Source organism: Streptococcus sp. HMSC056C01 (assembly GCF_001811305.1).
Lineage (GTDB): Bacteria > Bacillota > Bacilli > Lactobacillales > Streptococcaceae > Streptococcus.
Genome location: NZ_KV804201.1, coordinates 22,002 through 40,967, shown reverse-complemented (window position 1 = coordinate 40,967; position 18,966 = coordinate 22,002). Strand labels below are relative to the sequence as shown.

Genomic DNA, 18,966 nt, shown 5'->3' with positions numbered 1-18,966 from the left:
GGTTCTACTATTAAAACAGCAGGGCATGAAGTAACAAATTAGAAAGAGATAGCATGGGAAAATATCAGTTAGACGATAAGGGGTAAGGCCTTGGTTCAACGATTCCACGAAAAGCATTCAAAGGGTGGAGTCAATAAAAAAGACCGAGTAGCTAGCCTTAGAGAACAATTTTTAAATAAGAACAAGAAAAAGTAAGAGTCAGCTCTCGCTTTTCTCTTAGTAGGAGGTAAAAGGATGGAATTACGCAGACCAAGATTGGCAGATAAAGAAGCAGTTTTAGAGATGATGGAAGAGTTTGAACAGACTCAATCAGCCCACGATGGCGGATTTTGGGATGTTGAGAATTTTGTTTATGAAGAGTGGTTGGAAAGTAATCAGAATCATGAAATGGGGATTAATTTGCCTGAAGGGTGGGTGCCTGATATTCAGTTAGTTGCTTTTGCAAAAGATGGTAAAGCAGTTGGATTCCTCAACCTTCGATTGCGTCTCAATGACTATTTGTTGGAGGAAGGTGGACATATTGGTTATTCTATCCGCCCTTCCGAAAGAGGTAAGGGCTACGCCAAAGAGTCCCTCCGCCAAGGTTTACAAATTGCCAAGGAAAAGAATATCCATCGGGCTCTGGTGACTTGTAGCACAGAAAATCCAGCAAGCCGAGCTGTTATCTTAGCTAATGGTGGAGAGTTGGAGGATGTTCGAAATGGAACGGAGCGCTACTGGATAGAGTTGGAGTAGAAAGCATGACATGGAATACACCAAAACCAGGCGAGTGGAAGAGTGAGGAGCTTAGTCAAGGGCGTATCATTGACTATAAGGCTTTTAACTTTGTGGATGGAGAAGGGGTGCGCAATTCTCTCTATGTAGCAGGCTGTATGTTTCACTGTGAAGGTTGCTACAATGTAGCTACCTGGTCTTTTAATGCAGGAATTCCTTATACGCCAGAATTGGAAGAACAAATCATGGCAGACTTAGCCCAGCCCTATGTTCAAGGATTGACTTTGCTAGGAGGAGAGCCATTCCTCAATACAGGTATTCTTTTGCCCCTTGTAAAACGCATTCGAAAGGAATTGCCAGAAAAAGACATCTGGTCTTGGACAGGATACACCTGGGAAGAAATGATGTTGGAGACGCCTGATAAACTAGAACTTTTATCCCTGATTGATATCCTAGTCGATGGCCGCTATGATAAGAGCAAACGCAACCTTATGTTGCAGTTCCGTGGCTCTTCCAACCAACGGATTATCGATGTGCAAAAGTCTCTTCAAAGTGGAAAGGTAGTCATTTGGGACAAGCTTAACGATGGAAAAGGAAGCTATGAACAGGTGAAGAGAGAATGAAGAAAAAAGACTTAATAGAACAACTGGTCTCAGAGATAGAAACTGGAAAAGTAAAAACGCTGGGTATCTACGGCCATGGAGCTTCAGGAAAATCAACTTTTGCTCAAGACTTATACCAAGTACTGGATGCTGAAAAGGTAAATTTACTAGAAACAGATCCCTATATCACATCTGAACGTCATCTGGTAGTACCAAAGCAAGCGCCAGACCAAAAGGTGACAGCCTGTTTGCCAGTAGCGCATGAACTGGCAAGTTTGCAGAGAGATATTCTCGCCCTGCAGGCGGGTATGGATGTCTTGACAATAGAAGAACCTTGGAAAGCTAGTGAGATCTTATCTGGAGAAAAAACGATTTTGATTGTCGAAGGGATGTCTGTCGGTTTTCTACCCAAGGAACTCTTTGACAAAACCATTTGTTTCTACACGGATGAGGAGACTGAATTAAAGAGACGACTAGCTCGAGATACGACTGTGAGAAATGGTGATGCATCCATTATATTGGCTAGTCAGCAGATGAGACGAGAGCAGTATCTACAATACTATAAAGAAACCGAGTCAAGAGCTGATATCTTGGTAGATCAATCAGATGATAAATTTCAAATTAAAACTAACATTGTATAGAAGAAAAGACAGATAATCTAGCACTTAAATATGAAAATTTATTAAAATGGAATAAGAAAACAGTTTCATCTAAAAAATTTAAAAAAACCTGTCAAATCCCTTGCAATCGCAGGGGCTTTGTGTTATTCTATTATGGTGCTGTAAATTACAGCTTTAGCTTTGATGCAAGAGGTTGCGACACGCTCGGTTGCATTGCCACGCAACGCGCGTCGGTTTTCTTGTGGAGCTAGCCTATTATCTTAAATAGACGAAAAGGAGAAAAAGATGGCAAACAAAAAAATCCGTATCCGTTTGAAAGCTTACGAACACCGTACGCTTGACACAGCGGCTGCAAAAATCGTAGAATCAGCTACTCGTACAGGTGCACAAGTTGCGGGTCCAATCCCACTTCCAACTGAGCGTAGCCTCTACACAATCATTCGTGCGACTCACAAATACAAAGACTCTCGCGAACAATTTGAAATGCGTACACACAAACGTTTGATCGATATCGTTAACCCAACTCAAAAAACAGTTGACGCTTTGATGAAATTGGATCTTCCAAGTGGTGTAAACGTAGAAATCAAACTTTAATTTAAAGCTTGATAACTTGAGCATAAAAAACGCTCGTTAAAAACTTTTTGAATAAAAAATATAGAAAAGGAACTATTTTCTCATGACAAAAGGAATCTTAGGGAAAAAAGTGGGAATGACTCAAATCTTCACTGAAGCTGGCGAATTGATCCCTGTAACAGTTATTGAAGCAACTCCAAACGTTGTTCTTCAAGTTAAAACTGTTGAAACAGACGGATACAACGCTATCCAAGTCGGTTTCGATGACAAACGCGAAGTATTGAGCAACAAACCTGCTAAAGGACATGTAGCAAAAGCTAACACGGCTCCTAAGCGCTTCATTCGTGAATTCAAAAACGTTGAAGGCTTGGAAGTTGGTGCTGAAATCACAGTTGAAACTTTCGCAGCTGGAGATGTTGTTGACGTAACTGGTACTTCTAAAGGTAAAGGTTTCCAAGGTGTTATCAAACGCCACGGACAATCACGTGGACCTATGGCTCACGGTTCTCGTTACCACCGTCGTCCAGGTTCTATGGGACCTGTTGCACCTAACCGCGTATTCAAAGGTAAAAACCTTGCAGGACGTATGGGTGGCGACCGTGTAACAATTCAAAACCTTGAAGTTGTACAAGTTGTTCCAGAAAAGAACGTTATCCTTATCAAAGGTAACGTACCAGGTGCTAAGAAATCTCTTATCACTATCAAATCAGCAGTTAAAGCTGGTAAATAATAAGGAAAGGGGAATACAGTCAAAATGGCAAATGTAACATTATTCGACCAAACTGGTAAACAAGCGGGCGAAGTTGTTCTTAACGATGCAATCTTTGGTATCGAACCAAACCAATCTGTTGTGTTTGATGTCATCATCAGCCAACGTGCTAGCCTTCGTCAAGGAACTCACGCTGTTAAAAACCGTTCAGCCGTTTCAGGTGGCGGACGCAAACCATGGCGTCAAAAAGGAACTGGACGTGCTCGTCAAGGTTCTATCCGCTCTCCACAATGGCGTGGTGGTGGAATTGTCTTCGGACCAACTCCACGTAGCTATGCGTACAAACTTCCTCAAAAAGTTCGTCGCCTTGCACTTAAATCTGTTTACTCAGAAAAAGTTGCTGAAAACAAATTTGTAGCCGTTGATTCTCTTGAATTTACAGCTCCAAAAACTGCTGAATTTGCAAAAGTTCTTGCAGCTTTGAGCATCGATTCTAAAGTCCTTGTTATTCTTGAAGAAGGAAACGAATTCGCAGCTCTTTCAGCTCGTAACCTTCCAAACGTGAAAGTTGCGACTGCTACAACTGCAAGTGTTCTTGACATCGCAAATAGTGACAAACTTCTTGTTACTCAAGCAGCTATCTCTAAAATCGAGGAGGTTCTTGCATAATGAATTTGTATGATGTTATCAAAAAACCTGTTATCACTGAAAGCTCAATGGCTCAACTTGAAGCAGGAAAATATGTATTTGAAGTTGACACTCGCGCTCACAAACTTTTGATCAAGCAAGCTGTTGAAGCTGCTTTCGAAGGTGTTAAAGTTGCAAATGTTAACACAATCAACGTAAAACCTAAAGCTAAACGTGTTGGACGTTACACTGGTTTTACTAACAAAACTAAAAAAGCTATCATCACTCTTACAGCTGATTCAAAAGCAATCGAGTTGTTTGCTGCTGAAGCTGAATAATCTAAGGAGGAAATATCGTGGGAATTCGTGTTTATAAACCAACAACAAACGGTCGCCGTAATATGACTTCTTTGGATTTCGCTGAAATCACAACAAGCACACCAGAAAAAACTTTGCTTGTTGCTTTGAAGAATAAGGCTGGTCGTAACAACAACGGTCGTATCACAGTTCGTCACCAAGGTGGTGGGCACAAACGTTTCTACCGTTTGGTTGACTTTAAACGTAACAAAGATAACGTTGAAGCAGTTGTTAAAACTATCGAGTACGATCCAAACCGTTCTGCAAACATCGCTCTTGTACACTACACTGACGGTGTGAAAGCATACATCATCGCTCCAAAAGGTCTTGAAGTTGGACAACGTATCGTTTCAGGTCCTGAAGCAGATATCAAAGTAGGTAACGCTCTTCCACTTGCTAACATCCCAGTTGGTACTTTGGTCCACAACATTGAGTTGAAACCAGGTCGTGGTGGTGAATTGGTTCGTGCTGCTGGAGCTTCTGCTCAAGTATTGGGACAAGAAGGTAAATACGTTCTTGTTCGTCTTCAATCAGGCGAAGTTCGTATGATTCTTGGAACTTGTCGTGCTACAGTTGGTGTTGTCGGAAACGAACAACATGGACTTGTAAACCTTGGTAAAGCAGGACGTAGCCGTTGGAAAGGTATCCGCCCAACAGTTCGTGGTTCTGTAATGAACCCTAACGACCACCCACACGGTGGTGGTGAAGGTAAAGCACCAGTTGGTCGTAAAGCACCATCTACTCCATGGGGCAAACCTGCTCTTGGTCTTAAAACTCGTAACAAGAAAGCGAAATCTGACAAACTTATCGTTCGTCGTCGCAACGAGAAATAATTTAAAACTAGTCGCTTAAGCAACTAGGAAATTCCGCCAGCTCGGTAGCGCTCCTTGTGAGCGCAAGCCGCTGTGGTACAAAATTTAAAGGAGAAAATATAAAAATGGGACGCAGTCTTAAAAAAGGACCTTTCGTCGATGAGCATTTGATGAAAAAAGTTGAAGCTCAAGCTAACGACGAAAAGAAAAAAGTTATCAAAACTTGGTCACGTCGTTCAACGATCTTCCCAAGTTTCATTGGTTACACAATCGCAGTTTATGATGGACGTAAACACGTACCTGTTTACATCCAAGAAGACATGGTAGGTCACAAACTTGGTGAATTTGCACCAACTCGTACTTACAAAGGTCACGCCGCAGACGACAAGAAGACACGTAGAAAATAAGGAGAACATAAATGGCAGAAATTACTTCAGCTAAAGCAATGGCTCGCACAGTACGTGTTTCACCTCGTAAATCACGTCTTGTTCTTGATAACATCCGTGGTAAAAGCGTAGCCGATGCAATCGCAATTTTGACATTCACTCCAAACAAAGCTGCTGAAATCATCTTGAAAGTTTTGAACTCAGCTGTAGCTAACGCTGAAAACAACTTTGGTTTGGATAAAGCTAACTTGGTAGTATCTGAAGCATTCGCAAACGAAGGACCAACTATGAAACGTTTCCGTCCACGTGCGAAAGGTTCAGCTTCACCAATCAACAAACGTACAGCTCACATCACTGTAGCTGTTGCAGAAAAATAAGGAGGTAAAATCGTGGGTCAAAAAGTACATCCAATTGGTATGCGTGTCGGCATCATCCGTGATTGGGATGCCAAATGGTATGCTGAAAAAGAATACGCGGATTACCTTCATGAAGATCTTGCAATCCGTAAATTCGTTCAAAAAGAACTTGCTGACGCAGCAGTTTCAACTATTGAAATTGAACGCGCAGTAAACAAAGTTAACGTTTCACTTCACACTGCTAAACCAGGTATGGTTATCGGTAAAGGTGGCGCTAACGTTGATGCACTCCGTGCTAAACTTAACAAATTGACTGGAAAACAAGTACACATCAACATCATCGAAATCAAACAACCTGATTTGGATGCTCACCTTGTAGGTGAAGGAATTGCTCGTCAATTGGAGCAACGTGTTGCTTTCCGTCGTGCACAAAAACAAGCAATCCAACGTGCTATGCGTGCTGGAGCTAAAGGAATCAAAACTCAAGTATCAGGTCGTTTGAACGGTGCAGATATCGCCCGTGCTGAAGGATACTCTGAAGGAACTGTTCCACTTCACACACTTCGTGCAGATATTGATTATGCTTGGGAAGAAGCAGACACTACATACGGTAAACTTGGTGTTAAAGTATGGATCTACCGTGGTGAAGTTCTTCCAGCTCGTAAAAACACTAAAGGAGGTAAATAACCAATGTTAGTACCTAAACGTGTTAAACACCGTCGTGAATTCCGTGGTAAAATGCGCGGTGAAGCTAAAGGTGGAAAAGAAGTAGCATTCGGTGAATACGGTCTTCAAGCTACAACTAGCCACTGGATCACTAACCGCCAAATCGAAGCTGCTCGTATCGCCATGACTCGTTACATGAAACGTGGTGGTAAAGTTTGGATTAAAATCTTCCCACACAAATCATACACAGCTAAAGCTATCGGGGTTCGTATGGGATCTGGTAAAGGGGCACCTGAAGGTTGGGTAGCACCAGTTAAACGTGGTAAAGTAATGTTTGAAGTTGCTGGTGTATCTGAAGAGATCGCTCGCGAAGCGCTTCGTCTTGCTAGCCACAAATTGCCAGTTAAATGTAAATTCGTAAAACGTGAAGCAGAATAAGGAGAAGGCATGAAACTTAATGAAGTAAAAGAATTTGTTAAAGAACTTCGTGGTCTTTCTCAAGAAGAACTCGCGAAGCGCGAAAACGAATTGAAAAAAGAATTGTTTGAACTTCGTTTCCAAGCTGCTACTGGTCAATTAGAACAAACAGCTCGCTTGAAAGAAGTTAAAAAACAAATCGCTCGTATCAAAACAGTTCAATCTGAAGCGAAATAATAGACTAGGGAAGGAGAAATTTCAATGGAACGCAATAATCGTAAAGTTCTTGTTGGACGTGTTGTATCTGACAAAATGGACAAGACAATCACAGTTGTAGTTGAAACAAAACGTAACCACCCAGTCTATGGTAAACGTATTAACTACTCTAAAAAATACAAAGCACATGATGAAAACAATGTTGCCAAAGAAGGCGATATCGTTCGTATCATGGAAACTCGTCCGCTTTCAGCTACAAAACGTTTCCGTCTTGTAGAAGTCGTTGAAGAAGCGGTTATCATCTAATCAAACCTGAAAGGAGAAAACTGAAATGATTCAAACAGAAACTCGTTTGAAAGTCGCAGACAACAGCGGTGCACGCGAAATCTTGACTATCAAAGTTCTTGGTGGTTCTAAACGTAAATTTGCGAACATCGGTGATGTTATTGTGGCATCTGTAAAACAAGCTACTCCTGGTGGTGCGGTTAAAAAAGGTGACGTTGTTAAAGCAGTTATCGTTCGTACTAAATCAGGTGCTCGTCGTGCTGATGGTTCATACATCAAATTTGACGAAAACGCAGCAGTTATTATCCGTGAAGATAAAACTCCTCGCGGAACACGTATCTTTGGCCCAGTTGCACGTGAATTGCGTGAAGGTGGCTTCATGAAGATCGTGTCACTTGCTCCAGAAGTACTTTAATTTTCACAGAGCAAAAACAAACAAACACAGTCCCCTGGCTTAGCCAGGGTGCCCATTGGGCGTAAGAATAAAAGGAGAAAAAAATGTTTGTAAAAAAAGGCGACAAAGTTCGCGTAATCGCTGGTAAAGATAAGGGAACAGAAGCTGTTGTCCTTACTGCCCTTCCAAAAGTAAACAAAGTTATCGTTGAAGGTGTTAACATCGTTAAGAAACACCAACGTCCAACTAACGAACTTCCTCAAGGTGGTATCATCGAGAAGGAAGCAGCTATCCACGTATCAAACGTTCAAGTTTTGGACAAAAACGGTGTAGCTGGTCGTGTTGGTTACAAATTTGTAGACGGTAAAAAAGTTCGCTACAACAAAAAATCAGGCGAAGTGCTTGATTAATCACGAAGGAAAGGAGAAGTATAATGGCAAATCGTTTAAAAGAAAAATATCTTAATGAAGTAGTTCCTGCTTTGACAGAACAATTCAACTACTCATCAGTGATGGCTGTGCCTAAAGTAGATAAGATCGTTTTGAACATGGGTGTTGGTGAAGCTGTATCAAACGCTAAAAGCCTTGAAAAAGCTGCTGAAGAATTGGCGCTTATCTCAGGTCAAAAACCACTTATCACTAAAGCTAAAAAATCAATCGCCGGCTTCCGTCTTCGTGAAGGTGTTGCGATCGGTGCAAAAGTTACCCTTCGTGGTGAACGTATGTACGAATTCTTGGATAAATTGGTTTCAGTTTCACTTCCACGTGTGCGTGACTTCCACGGTGTTCCAACAAAATCATTTGATGGACGCGGAAACTACACACTTGGTGTGAAAGAACAATTGATCTTCCCAGAAATCAACTTTGATGACGTTGACAAAACTCGTGGTCTTGACATCGTTATCGTAACTACTGCTAACACTGACGAAGAGTCACGTGCATTGCTTACAGGCCTTGGAATGCCTTTTGCAAAATAATATAGGAGGTATAACTAATGGCTAAAAAATCTATGATTGCTAAGAACAAACGCCCAGCGAAGTTCTCTACTCAAGCATACACTCGCTGTGAACGTTGTGGACGTCCACACTCAGTTTACCGCAAGTTTAAACTTTGCCGTGTTTGCTTCCGTGAATTGGCATATAAAGGTCAAATCCCTGGTGTAACAAAAGCATCTTGGTAATATCATGATACAAAGAGCGTAACAACCATAGCAAAAATAGGAGATTTGGTGCAGGAGTGATGCTCCAAGACAAATCTATCTTTTTTGCCCAGGTTGTAGCTCGTGTTCAAATGAGAGTTATCTTGTTTGAATGTGTCAATACTATCTGAGCCCAGCTCAATCATTAACTAGCAAGTGCAACTTGCAAACTACTAGTAAGAGGAGAAAAATAAAATGGTTATGACTGACCCAATCGCAGACTTCCTAACTCGTATTCGTAACGCTAACCAAGCAAAACACGAAGTACTTGAAGTACCTGCATCAAACATCAAAAAAGGGATTGCAGAAATCCTTAAACGCGAAGGTTTTGTTAAGAACGTAGAAATCATCGAAGATGACAAACAAGGCATCATCCGTGTATTCCTTAAATACGGACCAAACGGTGAAAAAGTTATCACAAACTTGAAACGTGTTTCTAAACCAGGACTTCGTGTCTACAAAAAACGTGAAGACCTTCCAAAAGTACTTAACGGTCTTGGAATTGCTATCCTTTCAACTTCTGAAGGTTTGCTTACTGATAAAGAAGCACGCCAAAAGAACGTTGGTGGAGAAGTTATCGCTTACGTTTGGTAATATTTAGCTCCCAATTTCTTTGTGACTCGTCGTTATCGTCTCTTGCCTAACCCAAAGTTATGTCTGCGAGACGATGCCTAGATTCACTTTGAAGTTGAAACCTAAATGTTCCTTTAAATCGAGAAATCGATTTAACCCCGTGAAAACTGGTCGACAAGGCCTGACAATTTAACAGGAGAATAAAAACATGTCACGTATTGGTAATAAAGTTATCGTGTTGCCTGCTGGTGTTGAAATCACTAACAATGACAACGTTGTAACTGTAAAAGGACCTAAAGGAGAACTTACTCGTGAGTTCTCAAAAGATATTGAAATTCGTGTGGAAGGTACTGAAGTAACTCTTCACCGTCCAAACGATTCAAAAGAAATGAAAACTATCCACGGAACTACTCGTGCTCTTTTGAACAACATGGTTATTGGTGTATCAGAAGGATTCAAGAAACAACTTGAAATGCGTGGGGTTGGTTACCGTGCACAACTTCAAGGATCAAAACTTGTTTTGGCTGTTGGTAAATCACATCCAGACGAAGTTGAAGCTCCAGAAGGAATTACTTTTGAACTTCCAAACCCAACAACAATCGTTGTTAGCGGAATTTCAAAAGAAGTAGTTGGTCAAACAGCTGCTTACGTACGTAGCCTTCGTTCACCAGAACCTTACAAAGGTAAAGGTATCCGTTACGTTGGCGAATATGTTCGTCTTAAAGAAGGTAAAACAGGTAAATAATATTGAGTGGTTGATTTTCAGCCACCAATATCATTTCCAACTTTGTGCATAGCACACGATTTAAAACTAAAGAGGTGAAAACTGTGATTTCTAAACCAGATAAAAACAAACTCCGCCAAAAACGCCACCGTCGCGTTCGCGGAAAACTCTCTGGAACTGCTGATCGCCCACGTTTGAACGTATTCCGTTCTAATACAGGCATCTACGCTCAAGTTATTGATGACGTAGCGGGTGTAACGCTCGCAAGTGCTTCAACTCTTGACAAAGAAGTTTCAAAAGGAACAAAAACTGAACAAGCCGTTGCTGTCGGTAAACTCGTTGCAGAACGTGCAAACGCTAAAGGTATTTCAGAAGTGGTGTTCGACCGCGGTGGATATCTATATCACGGACGTGTGAAAGCTTTGGCTGATGCAGCTCGTGAAAACGGATTGAAATTCTAATAGGAGGACACTAGAAAATGGCATTTAAAGACAATGCAGTTGAATTAGAAGAACGCGTAGTTGCTGTTAACCGTGTTACTAAAGTTGTTAAAGGTGGACGTCGTCTTCGTTTTGCAGCTCTTGTAGTCGTTGGTGACCACAATGGTCGCGTAGGATTTGGTACTGGTAAAGCTCAAGAAGTTCCAGAAGCAATCCGCAAAGCAGTAGAAGATGCTAAGAAAAACTTGATCGAAGTTCCTATGGTTGGAACAACAATCCCACACGAAGTTATTTCAGAATTCGGTGGAGCTAAAGTATTGTTGAAACCTGCTGTAGAAGGTTCTGGGGTTGCCGCTGGTGGTGCTGTTCGTGCCGTTATCGAGTTGGCAGGTGTAGCTGATGTTACATCTAAATCTCTTGGCTCAAATACTCCAATCAACATTGTTCGCGCAACTGTTGAAGGTTTGAAACAATTGAAACGCGCTGAAGAAGTTGCTGCCCTTCGTGGTATTTCAGTTTCTGATTTGGCATAAGAAAGGGGATAAAATGGCTCAAATTAAAATTACTTTGACTAAGTCTCCAATCGGACGCATTCCATCACAACGTAAAACTGTTGTAGCACTTGGACTTGGCAAATTGAACAGCTCTGTTATTAAAGAAGATAACCCAGCAGTACGTGGTATGATCACTGCAGTATCTCACTTGGTAACAGTTGAAGAAGTAAACTAATTAAATTTTAGGGGATGTGCAGTATACCATCCCCTAAAACTAGATATAGTCATCTTTGATGACAAAGGTATAGGCGAGTTGATAGGAGAGACAACCTTTTCTCTCTTATCGGCGCTAGCATTTTACAAAAGAGGAGAAAATATATAATGAAACTTCATGAATTGAAACCTGCAGAAGGTTCTCGTAAAACTCGTAACCGTGTTGGTCGTGGTACTTCATCAGGTAACGGTAAAACATCTGGTCGTGGTCAAAAAGGTCAAAAAGCTCGTAGCGGTGGCGGAGTACGTCTTGGTTTTGAAGGTGGACAAACTCCATTGTTCCGTCGTCTTCCAAAACGTGGATTCACTAACATCAACGCTAAAGAATACGCAATTGTTAACCTTGACCAATTGAACGTCTTTGAAGATGGTGCAGAAGTAACTCCAGTTGTTCTTATCGAATCAGGAATTGTTAAAGCTGAAAAATCAGGTATCAAAATTCTTGGTAACGGTGAGTTGACTAAGAAATTGTCTGTAAAAGCAGCTAAATTCTCTAAATCAGCTGAAGAAGCTATCACTGCTAAAGGTGGTTCAGTAGAAGTCATCTAAGAGAGGTGACCTATGTTTTTTAAATTATTGAGAGAAGCCTTCAAAGTCAAGCAAGTTCGATCAAAAATTCTTTTTACAATTTTTATCGTCTTTGTCTTCCGTATCGGGACTAGCATTACGGTTCCATGGGTGAATGCCAATAGCTTGAATGCTTTGAGTGGTCTATCTTTTCTAAATATGTTAAGTTTGGTGTCTGGTAATGCCATGAAAAACTTTTCAGTTTTTGCACTTGGTGTTAGTCCATACATTACTGCTTCTATCGTTGTCCAACTCTTACAAATGGATTTATTACCGAAGTTTGTAGAGTGGGGCAAACAAGGGGAAGTTGGTCGTAGAAAGTTGAACCAGGCAACTCGATATATTGCCCTTGTTCTTGCATTCGTGCAATCTATCGGAATTACTGCTGGTTTTAATGCTTTATCTGGAGCCAAACTTTTGACTGTTCCTTTAACACCACAAGTTTTCCTTGTGATTGGAGCAATCCTAACAGCGGGTAGTATGATTGTAACTTGGTTGGGAGAGCAAATTACTGATAAGGGTTATGGAAATGGTGTTTCCATGATTATCTTTGCGGGGATTGTTGCTTCAATTCCTGATATGATCAAGGGTATCTATGTTGACTACTTTGTCAATGTACCAAGCAGTCGCTTGACTTCATCCCTCATTTTTGTTGCTATCTTAATTGTAGCAGTCTTATTGATTGTTTACTTTACAACTTATGTTCAACAAGCTGAATATAAGATACCAATTCAGTATACTAAGGTAGCACAAGGAGCACCGTCAAGTTCCTATCTTCCATTGAAGATTAACCCTGCAGGAGTTATTCCAGTTATCTTTGCTAGCTCAATTACAGCAGCACCAGCGGCAATTTTACAATTTGTAAGTGCATCTGGTCTTGATTGGGCCTGGGTACGTAGTGCTCAGGAGTTGCTATCTACAACAGCCCCTACAGGTATCGCTTTGTACGCTCTGTTGATTATCCTCTTTACATTCTTCTATACATTTGTACAGATTAATCCAGAGAAGGCAGCAGAAAATTTGCAAAAGAGCGGTGCTTATATCCACGGTGTCCGTCCTGGTAAAGGGACAGAAGAGTATATGTCAAAACTTCTTCGTCGTCTCGCAACAGTCGGTTCCCTCTTCTTAGGTGTTATTTCTATTTTACCTATTGTAGCTAAGGATTTATTCGGTCTTTCAGAAGTAGTTGCTTTTGGGGGAACAAGTCTTTTGATCATTATCTCAACAGGTATTGAAGGAATTAAACAATTAGAAGGTTATTTATTGAAACGTAAGTATGTTGGTTTCATGAATACAACAGAATAATTGTAATAGAAAAGAAAATTCACTATTGCTCAGAGAGTGGAGTTTAAAAATCAAAGACCTTGTCAGATTTTTATCTCCTCTCTTCTATTTTGTTTTTAAATAGGAGTTGAAATGAATTTTTGCTTCTATTTAAAAATAAAAAAGGAGTTTGAATCATGAATCTTTTGATTATGGGCTTACCTGGTGCAGGTAAGGGTACACAAGCAGCAAGAATTGTTGAACAATTCCATGTTGCTCATATCTCAACAGGTGATATGTTCCGTGCGGCAATGGCTAACCAAACTGAAATGGGTGTCTTAGCTAAGTCTTATATCGACAAAGGCGAGTTAGTTCCAGATGAAGTCACAAACGGTATCGTAAAAGAGCGTCTCTCACAAGATGACATTAAAGAAACTGGTTTCTTGTTGGACGGGTACCCACGTACAATTGAACAAGCTCATGCCTTGGATAAAACTTTAGCTGAATTAGGGATTGAACTTGAAGGTGTTATTAACATCGAAGTAAATCCAGATTGTCTTTTGGAGCGTTTGAGTGGTCGTATCATTCACCGTGAAACTGGCGAAACTTTCCACAAAGTTTTCAACCCACCAGTTGACTACAAAGAAGAAGACTATTACCAACGTGAAGATGATAAACCTGAAACAGTAAAACGTCGTTTGGATGTCAATATTGCCCAAGGTGAACCGATTATTGCCCACTATCGTGCTAAAGGTTTGGTACATGATATCGAAGGTAATCAAGATATCAATGATGTATTTACAGATATCGAAAAAGTATTGACAAATTTGAAATAAAAGCGTTTTTCATGCTTGCAAAATGTCTCTACAAATGTTATACTGAATTAGTCTGACTTATAATTGTTGTCTCTGTGTCTAGAGGCATCAAATCGAAATTTATGGAGGTACTTTTGCGTGGCAAAAGACGATGTGATTGAAGTTGAAGGTAAAGTAGTTGATACTATGCCGAATGCAATGTTTACGGTTGAACTTGAAAATGGACATCAGATTTTAGCAACAGTTTCTGGTAAAATTCGTAAAAACTATATTCGTATTTTAGCGGGAGATCGTGTTACTGTCGAAATGAGTCCATATGACTTGACACGTGGACGTATCACTTACCGCTTTAAATAATCGAAAAACTTGGAGGGATAAGAAATGAAAGTAAGACCATCGGTCAAACCAATTTGCGAATACTGTAAAGTTATTCGTCGTAATGGTCGTGTTATGGTAATTTGCCCAGCAAATCCAAAACACAAACAACGTCAAGGATAAGATAGAAAGGAGAAAACATGGCTCGTATTGCTGGAGTTGACATTCCAAATGACAAACGCGTAGTAATTTCATTGACTTATGTGTACGGTATCGGACTTCCAACATCTAAGAAAATCTTGGCAGCTGCTGGAATTTCAGAAGATGTACGTGTTCGCGATCTTACACCAGATCAAGAAGATGCTATCCGTCGTGAAGTGGATGCAATCAAAGTTGAAGGTGACCTTCGTCGTGAAGTTAACTTGAACATCAAACGTTTGATGGAAATCGGTTCATACCGTGGTATCCGTCACCGTCGTGGACTTCCTGTCCGTGGACAAAACACTAAAAACAACGCTCGCACTCGTAAAGGTAAAGCTGTTGCGATTGCTGGTAAGAAAAAATAATATAGGAGGTAAAAGTCTTGGCTAAACCAACACGTAAACGTCGTGTGAAAAAGAATATCGAATCTGGTATTGCTCATATTCACGCTACATTTAATAACACTATTGTTATGATTACTGATGTGCATGGTAATGCAATTGCTTGGTCATCAGCTGGTGCTCTTGGTTTCAAAGGTTCTCGTAAATCTACACCATTTGCTGCTCAAATGGCTTCTGAAGCTGCTGCTAAATCTGCACAAGAACACGGTCTTAAGTCAGTTGAAGTTACTGTTAAAGGTCCAGGTTCTGGTCGTGAGTCAGCTATTCGTGCTCTTGCTGCCGCTGGTCTTGAAGTAACAGCAATTCGTGATGTGACTCCAGTGCCACACAATGGTGCTCGTCCTCCAAAACGTCGCCGTGTATAATCATAACCTTACACTGCTTTTCGTTTAAGAGGGAGTAACTAAATGATCGAGTTTGAAAAACCAAATATAACAAAAATTGATGAAAATAAAGATTATGGCAAGTTTGTAATCGAACCGCTTGAACGTGGTTACGGTACAACACTTGGTAACTCTCTTCGTCGTGTACTTCTAGCTTCTCTTCCAGGGGCTGCTGTAACATCTATCAATATCGAAGGTGTATTGCATGAATTTGATACAGTTCCGGGTGTTCGCGAAGACGTGATGCAAATCATTCTGAACATCAAAGGTATTGCAGTAAAATCTTACGTTAAAGACGAAAAGATCATTGAACTAGATGTGCAAGGTCCTGCTGAAATTACAGCTGGAGATATCTTGACAGATAGCGACATTGAAATTGTAAATCCAGATCATTATCTCTTTACAATCGGTGAAGGTTCTTCTCTAAAAGCGACAATGACTGTTAACAGTGGTCGTGGATATGTACCTGCTGATGAAAATAAAAAAGATAATGCACCAGTTGGAACACTTGCTGTAGATTCTATTTATACACCAGTTACAAAAGTCAACTATCAAGTTGAACCTGCTCGTGTAGGTAGCAATGATGGTTTCGACAAATTAACCCTTGAAATCTTGACTAATGGAACAATTATTCCAGAAGATGCATTAGGGCTTTCAGCACGTATCTTGACAGAGCACCTTGATTTGTTTACAAATCTTACAGAGATTGCTAAGTCAGCAGAAGTGATGAAAGAAGCTGATACTGAATCGGACGACCGTATCTTGGAACGTACGATTGAGGAACTTGACTTGTCTGTGCGTTCATACAACTGTTTGAAACGTGCCGGTATCAACACTGTGCATGATTTGACAGAAAAATCTGAAGCAGAGATGATGAAAGTAAGAAATCTTGGACGCAAGAGTTTGGAAGAAGTGAAAGTCAAACTCATTGATTTGGGTCTTGGATTAAAAGATAAATAAAGGAGGAATAAATGGCTTACCGTAAACTAGGACGCACTAGCTCACAACGTAAAGCAATGCTTCGCGATTTGACAACTGACCTTTTGATCAACGAATCAATCGTGACAACTGAAGCTCGTGCTAAAGAAATCCGTAAAACTGTTGAAAAAATGATTACTCTAGGTAAACGTGGTGATTTGCATGCACGTCGTCAAGCAGCTGCTTTCGTACGTAATGAAATCGCATCTGAAAACTATGATGAAGCAACTGATAAGTACACTTCTACTACAGCACTTCAAAAATTGTTCTCAGAAATCGCACCTCGTTATGCTGAGCGTAACGGTGGATACACTCGTATCCTTAAAACTGAACCACGTCGTGGTGATGCAGCGCCAATGGCGATCATCGAATTAGTATAAAATCATCAATTTTGTTGAGTGTTATGATGATGGGGTCTTGTGCTCTTAGTCTAGCTCTGGTCTACCGCTAGGACTTATGTCCTAGCGGGAACACTCATCATAAGATGATAAGGTAGACGCTTGTTTACGAAATTGTTTTTTACTAAAGAACAATTTCGTAAGCAGGCGTTTTTGAGTATTTTAGTAAGAAATATGCTATACTATTGAAAAAGAAAATCAACAATGTTCATTTTCTCAAAAATATTCTATAAAGAGGTTATGTGCCAATAAATTATCAGTTTTAAGTTCTAAACTAGCGACTTGGTAAAAAATATTAGCCTGGTACAAGATCAACTAAGAGATTTTTTTAGGGTTTCAACTTGGATAATTATTCACTATTAAGTGATTTAGTTACTCTATCCTCCTTTTTCATTTTATTTTTGTCCAAAATGATATCGTTCTGTGTTAGAAATGGAGTTTAATCATGAAAGCTATTATTACTGTTGTTGGTAAAGATAAATCTGGAATTGTTGCAGGTGTTGCGACAAAAATTGCTGAATTAGGCTTAAATATTGATGATATCTCACAAACAGTCTTGGACGAATTCTTTACTATGATGGCTGTGGTATCTAGTGATGAAAAACAAGATTTTACACATCTTAGAAACGAATTTGAGGTTTTTGGTCAGACTTTGAATGTCAAAATCAATATTCAAAGTGCGGCTATTTTTGATGCTATGTACAATATCTAGGAGGTATTTATGGATATTAGACAAGTTACCGAAACAATCGCAATGATTGAGGAGCAAAACTTCGACATTAGAACCATTACCATGGGGATTTCCCTTTTGGACTGTATCGATCCAGATATCAATCGTGCTGCGGACAAAATATATGAAAAGATTACTACAAAAGCAGCTAATTTAGTGGCTGTTGGAGATGAAATTGCGGCTGAGTTAGGAATTCCTATTGTGAATAAACGTGTGTCAGTAACTCCAATTTCCTTGATTGGTGCTGCTACCGATGCGACGGATTATGTAGTCTTAGCTAAAGCACTGGATAAAGCTGCGAAAAAAATTGGTGTTGACTTCATTGGTGGTTTTTCAGCCTTGGTACAAAAGGGTTATCAAAAAGGTGATGAAATCCTTATCAACTCCATTCCTCGTGCTTTGGCAGAAACGGATAAGGTGTGTTCATCAGTAAATATTGGTTCGACTAAATCGGGTATCAATATGACCGCAGTAGCGGATATGGGACGCATTATCAAGGAAACAGCTTCTTTATCTGATATGGGGGCGGCTAAATTGGTTGTATTTGCCAACGCGGTAGAGGACAATCCTTTTATGGCAGGCGCTTTTCATGGGGTTGGTGAAGCAGATGTCATCATCAATGTCGGTGTTTCTGGTCCAGGTGTTGTTAAACGTGCCTTGGAAAAGGTTCGTGGTCAGAGCTTTGATGTTGTTGCTGAAACTGTTAAAAAGACAGCATTCAAGATTACCCGTATTGGTCAATTGGTTGGTCAAATGGCTAGTGAGCGCCTCGGAGTTGATTTTGGGATTGTCGATTTGAGTTTAGCTCCAACTCCAGCAGTGGGTGATTCTGTAGCTCGTGTTCTTGAAGAAATGGGGCTAGAGACAGTTGGGACTCATGGAACGACTGCTGCCTTGGCTCTCTTGAATGATCAAGTTAAAAAAGGCGGAGTTATGGCTTGCAACCAAGTTGGTGGATTGTCAGGTGCTTTTATCCCAGTTTCTGAGGACGAGGGGATGATTGCTGCAGTGCAAAACGGCTCCCTTAATTTGGAAAAATTAGAAGCTATGACAGCTATCTGTTCAGTTGGTTTGGATATGATTGCCATTCCTGAGGATACACCAGCAGAAACGATTGCGGCAATGATTGCGGATGAAGCTGCTATCGGAGTCATCAATATGAAAACAACTGCTGTACGTATTATTCCAAAAGGAAAAGAAGGCGACATGATTGAGTTTGGTGGCCTTTTAGGAACAGCTCCAGTCATGAAAGTCAACGGTGCATCGTCTGTTGATTTCATTGCACGTGGAGGACAAATCCCAGCTCCAATCCATAGTTTTAAAAATTAAAAAGAAATTGAATCTGTTTAAGTTGGGTTTAAGGATAGACCTGTATACTACTATTATTAAATAAAGACCTCCTAACTTTATTTAATTAAAATCCTAACTTTTTCATAATAATCTCCTACAAAAGTCACTCCAAAGGGTGACTTTTGTTTTAT

General features: G+C 40.4%; 34 protein-coding genes. All 34 read left to right on the top strand.

Translation table 11 applies throughout. The annotated features are described in order from the left end of the window. Positions 1–234: 234 nt before the first annotated feature. Positions 235–735: a GNAT family N-acetyltransferase gene (locus tag HMPREF2795_RS05480; RefSeq protein ID WP_075228417.1), complete on the top strand. Its 501-nt coding sequence runs from the start codon at positions 235–237 to the stop codon at positions 733–735. A 5-nt stretch (positions 736–740) separates the two neighbouring features. Next, positions 741–1,337, top strand: a complete 597-nt coding sequence (gene nrdG / locus HMPREF2795_RS05475; RefSeq protein ID WP_075228416.1) for an anaerobic ribonucleoside-triphosphate reductase activating protein — start codon at positions 741–743, stop codon at positions 1,335–1,337. Then, positions 1,334–1,957, top strand: coding sequence for a uridine kinase family protein (locus HMPREF2795_RS05470; protein WP_075228415.1), 624 nt, complete (start codon positions 1,334–1,336; stop codon positions 1,955–1,957). The genes nrdG and HMPREF2795_RS05470 overlap by 4 nt, the downstream gene beginning before the upstream one ends. A gap of 264 nt (positions 1,958–2,221) precedes the next feature. After that, positions 2,222–2,530 carry a 30S ribosomal protein S10 gene (gene rpsJ, locus HMPREF2795_RS05465; RefSeq protein WP_001284513.1) on the top strand — a complete coding sequence of 103 codons (309 nt, stop codon included), beginning with the start codon at positions 2,222–2,224 and terminating at the stop codon, positions 2,528–2,530. Between the two features lie 82 nt (positions 2,531–2,612). Next, positions 2,613–3,239, top strand: a complete 627-nt coding sequence (rplC, locus tag HMPREF2795_RS05460) for a 50S ribosomal protein L3 (RefSeq protein WP_000160197.1) — start codon at positions 2,613–2,615, stop codon at positions 3,237–3,239. A 24-nt stretch (positions 3,240–3,263) separates the two neighbouring features. Next, entirely contained in the window at positions 3,264–3,887 is a 624-nt protein-coding gene (gene rplD / locus HMPREF2795_RS05455) for a 50S ribosomal protein L4 (RefSeq protein WP_000024549.1), read from the top strand. Beyond that, positions 3,887–4,183, top strand: a complete 297-nt coding sequence (locus HMPREF2795_RS05450; RefSeq protein ID WP_001055347.1) for a 50S ribosomal protein L23 — start codon at positions 3,887–3,889, stop codon at positions 4,181–4,183. Before rplD ends, HMPREF2795_RS05450 begins: the two co-directional genes overlap by 1 nt. 17 nt (positions 4,184–4,200) lie before the next feature. Continuing rightward, the gene (gene rplB, locus HMPREF2795_RS05445) at positions 4,201–5,034 is read left to right on the top strand and encodes a 50S ribosomal protein L2 (protein ID WP_000512914.1); all 834 of its coding nucleotides are present in this window, start codon (positions 4,201–4,203) and stop codon (positions 5,032–5,034) included. A 104-nt stretch (positions 5,035–5,138) separates the two neighbouring features. Further along, the gene (gene rpsS / locus HMPREF2795_RS05440; RefSeq protein WP_000533766.1) at positions 5,139–5,420 is read left to right on the top strand and encodes a 30S ribosomal protein S19; all 282 of its coding nucleotides are present in this window, start codon (positions 5,139–5,141) and stop codon (positions 5,418–5,420) included. 11 nt (positions 5,421–5,431) lie between these two features. Then, positions 5,432–5,776 (top strand): 50S ribosomal protein L22, encoded by a 345-nt coding sequence (gene rplV, locus HMPREF2795_RS05435; RefSeq protein WP_000818137.1) that lies wholly within the window; start codon positions 5,432–5,434, stop codon positions 5,774–5,776. A 12-nt stretch (positions 5,777–5,788) separates the two neighbouring features. After that, complete coding sequence (gene rpsC / locus HMPREF2795_RS05430) at positions 5,789–6,442, top strand: 30S ribosomal protein S3 (protein ID WP_000529936.1); 654 nt, start codon at positions 5,789–5,791, stop codon at positions 6,440–6,442. Positions 6,443–6,445: 3 nt separating this feature from the next. Then, on the top strand, positions 6,446–6,859 hold the full coding sequence (gene rplP / locus HMPREF2795_RS05425) for a 50S ribosomal protein L16 (protein ID WP_000960948.1): 414 nt from the start codon (positions 6,446–6,448) through the stop codon (positions 6,857–6,859). A 9-nt stretch (positions 6,860–6,868) separates the two neighbouring features. Then, on the top strand, positions 6,869–7,075 hold the full coding sequence (rpmC, locus tag HMPREF2795_RS05420) for a 50S ribosomal protein L29 (protein ID WP_000772918.1): 207 nt from the start codon (positions 6,869–6,871) through the stop codon (positions 7,073–7,075). A 24-nt stretch (positions 7,076–7,099) separates the two neighbouring features. After that, positions 7,100–7,360: a 30S ribosomal protein S17 gene (gene rpsQ / locus HMPREF2795_RS05415; protein ID WP_000440801.1), complete on the top strand. Its 261-nt coding sequence runs from the start codon at positions 7,100–7,102 to the stop codon at positions 7,358–7,360. Between the two features lie 25 nt (positions 7,361–7,385). Continuing rightward, on the top strand, positions 7,386–7,754 hold the full coding sequence (gene rplN / locus HMPREF2795_RS05410; RefSeq protein WP_000616548.1) for a 50S ribosomal protein L14: 369 nt from the start codon (positions 7,386–7,388) through the stop codon (positions 7,752–7,754). A gap of 83 nt (positions 7,755–7,837) precedes the next feature. Further along, the gene (gene rplX, locus HMPREF2795_RS05405) at positions 7,838–8,143 is read left to right on the top strand and encodes a 50S ribosomal protein L24 (protein ID WP_000497691.1); all 306 of its coding nucleotides are present in this window, start codon (positions 7,838–7,840) and stop codon (positions 8,141–8,143) included. A gap of 23 nt (positions 8,144–8,166) precedes the next feature. Continuing rightward, positions 8,167–8,709: a 50S ribosomal protein L5 gene (gene rplE, locus HMPREF2795_RS05400; protein WP_000013542.1), complete on the top strand. Its 543-nt coding sequence runs from the start codon at positions 8,167–8,169 to the stop codon at positions 8,707–8,709. 17 nt (positions 8,710–8,726) lie between these two features. Further along, positions 8,727–8,912, top strand: coding sequence for a type Z 30S ribosomal protein S14 (locus tag HMPREF2795_RS05395; RefSeq protein WP_001085699.1), 186 nt, complete (start codon positions 8,727–8,729; stop codon positions 8,910–8,912). 213 nt (positions 8,913–9,125) lie between these two features. Further along, positions 9,126–9,524, top strand: a complete 399-nt coding sequence (gene rpsH / locus HMPREF2795_RS05390; RefSeq protein ID WP_000245504.1) for a 30S ribosomal protein S8 — start codon at positions 9,126–9,128, stop codon at positions 9,522–9,524. 187 nt (positions 9,525–9,711) lie between these two features. Then, positions 9,712–10,248 (top strand): 50S ribosomal protein L6, encoded by a 537-nt coding sequence (gene rplF, locus HMPREF2795_RS05385; protein WP_000086625.1) that lies wholly within the window; start codon positions 9,712–9,714, stop codon positions 10,246–10,248. 83 nt (positions 10,249–10,331) lie between these two features. Next, positions 10,332–10,688, top strand: a complete 357-nt coding sequence (gene rplR, locus HMPREF2795_RS05380; protein WP_000624044.1) for a 50S ribosomal protein L18 — start codon at positions 10,332–10,334, stop codon at positions 10,686–10,688. Between the two features lie 17 nt (positions 10,689–10,705). Beyond that, complete coding sequence (gene rpsE / locus HMPREF2795_RS05375; RefSeq protein WP_000874203.1) at positions 10,706–11,200, top strand: 30S ribosomal protein S5; 495 nt, start codon at positions 10,706–10,708, stop codon at positions 11,198–11,200. A gap of 13 nt (positions 11,201–11,213) precedes the next feature. Continuing rightward, positions 11,214–11,396, top strand: coding sequence for a 50S ribosomal protein L30 (rpmD, locus tag HMPREF2795_RS05370; RefSeq protein WP_000057243.1), 183 nt, complete (start codon positions 11,214–11,216; stop codon positions 11,394–11,396). 146 nt (positions 11,397–11,542) lie between these two features. Continuing rightward, the gene (gene rplO, locus HMPREF2795_RS05365; RefSeq protein WP_000766079.1) at positions 11,543–11,983 is read left to right on the top strand and encodes a 50S ribosomal protein L15; all 441 of its coding nucleotides are present in this window, start codon (positions 11,543–11,545) and stop codon (positions 11,981–11,983) included. Between the two features lie 12 nt (positions 11,984–11,995). After that, positions 11,996–13,306 carry a preprotein translocase subunit SecY gene (gene secY, locus HMPREF2795_RS05360; protein ID WP_000465391.1) on the top strand — a complete coding sequence of 437 codons (1,311 nt, stop codon included), beginning with the start codon at positions 11,996–11,998 and terminating at the stop codon, positions 13,304–13,306. Positions 13,307–13,461: 155 nt separating this feature from the next. Further along, positions 13,462–14,100 carry an adenylate kinase gene (locus HMPREF2795_RS05355; protein ID WP_075228414.1) on the top strand — a complete coding sequence of 213 codons (639 nt, stop codon included), beginning with the start codon at positions 13,462–13,464 and terminating at the stop codon, positions 14,098–14,100. A 117-nt stretch (positions 14,101–14,217) separates the two neighbouring features. Further along, a complete protein-coding gene (infA, locus tag HMPREF2795_RS05350) occupies positions 14,218–14,436 on the top strand; it encodes a translation initiation factor IF-1 (RefSeq protein ID WP_001029883.1) in 219 nt (72 codons plus the stop codon). A 24-nt stretch (positions 14,437–14,460) separates the two neighbouring features. Continuing rightward, positions 14,461–14,577 carry a 50S ribosomal protein L36 gene (rpmJ, locus tag HMPREF2795_RS10295; protein WP_001808836.1) on the top strand — a complete coding sequence of 39 codons (117 nt, stop codon included), beginning with the start codon at positions 14,461–14,463 and terminating at the stop codon, positions 14,575–14,577. 17 nt (positions 14,578–14,594) lie between these two features. After that, positions 14,595–14,960, top strand: coding sequence for a 30S ribosomal protein S13 (rpsM, locus tag HMPREF2795_RS05345; protein WP_000090783.1), 366 nt, complete (start codon positions 14,595–14,597; stop codon positions 14,958–14,960). Between the two features lie 17 nt (positions 14,961–14,977). Next, positions 14,978–15,361: a 30S ribosomal protein S11 gene (rpsK, locus tag HMPREF2795_RS05340; RefSeq protein ID WP_001118385.1), complete on the top strand. Its 384-nt coding sequence runs from the start codon at positions 14,978–14,980 to the stop codon at positions 15,359–15,361. A gap of 42 nt (positions 15,362–15,403) precedes the next feature. Next, a complete protein-coding gene (locus HMPREF2795_RS05335; protein ID WP_000568996.1) occupies positions 15,404–16,339 on the top strand; it encodes a DNA-directed RNA polymerase subunit alpha in 936 nt (311 codons plus the stop codon). A gap of 11 nt (positions 16,340–16,350) precedes the next feature. After that, a complete protein-coding gene (gene rplQ / locus HMPREF2795_RS05330) occupies positions 16,351–16,737 on the top strand; it encodes a 50S ribosomal protein L17 (protein ID WP_000331493.1) in 387 nt (128 codons plus the stop codon). Positions 16,738–17,200: 463 nt separating this feature from the next. Further along, positions 17,201–17,467: an ACT domain-containing protein gene (locus HMPREF2795_RS05325; RefSeq protein WP_000644115.1), complete on the top strand. Its 267-nt coding sequence runs from the start codon at positions 17,201–17,203 to the stop codon at positions 17,465–17,467. 9 nt (positions 17,468–17,476) lie between these two features. Then, positions 17,477–18,814, top strand: a complete 1,338-nt coding sequence (locus HMPREF2795_RS05320) for a PFL family protein (protein ID WP_045762468.1) — start codon at positions 17,477–17,479, stop codon at positions 18,812–18,814. Positions 18,815–18,966 lie beyond the last annotated feature (152 nt).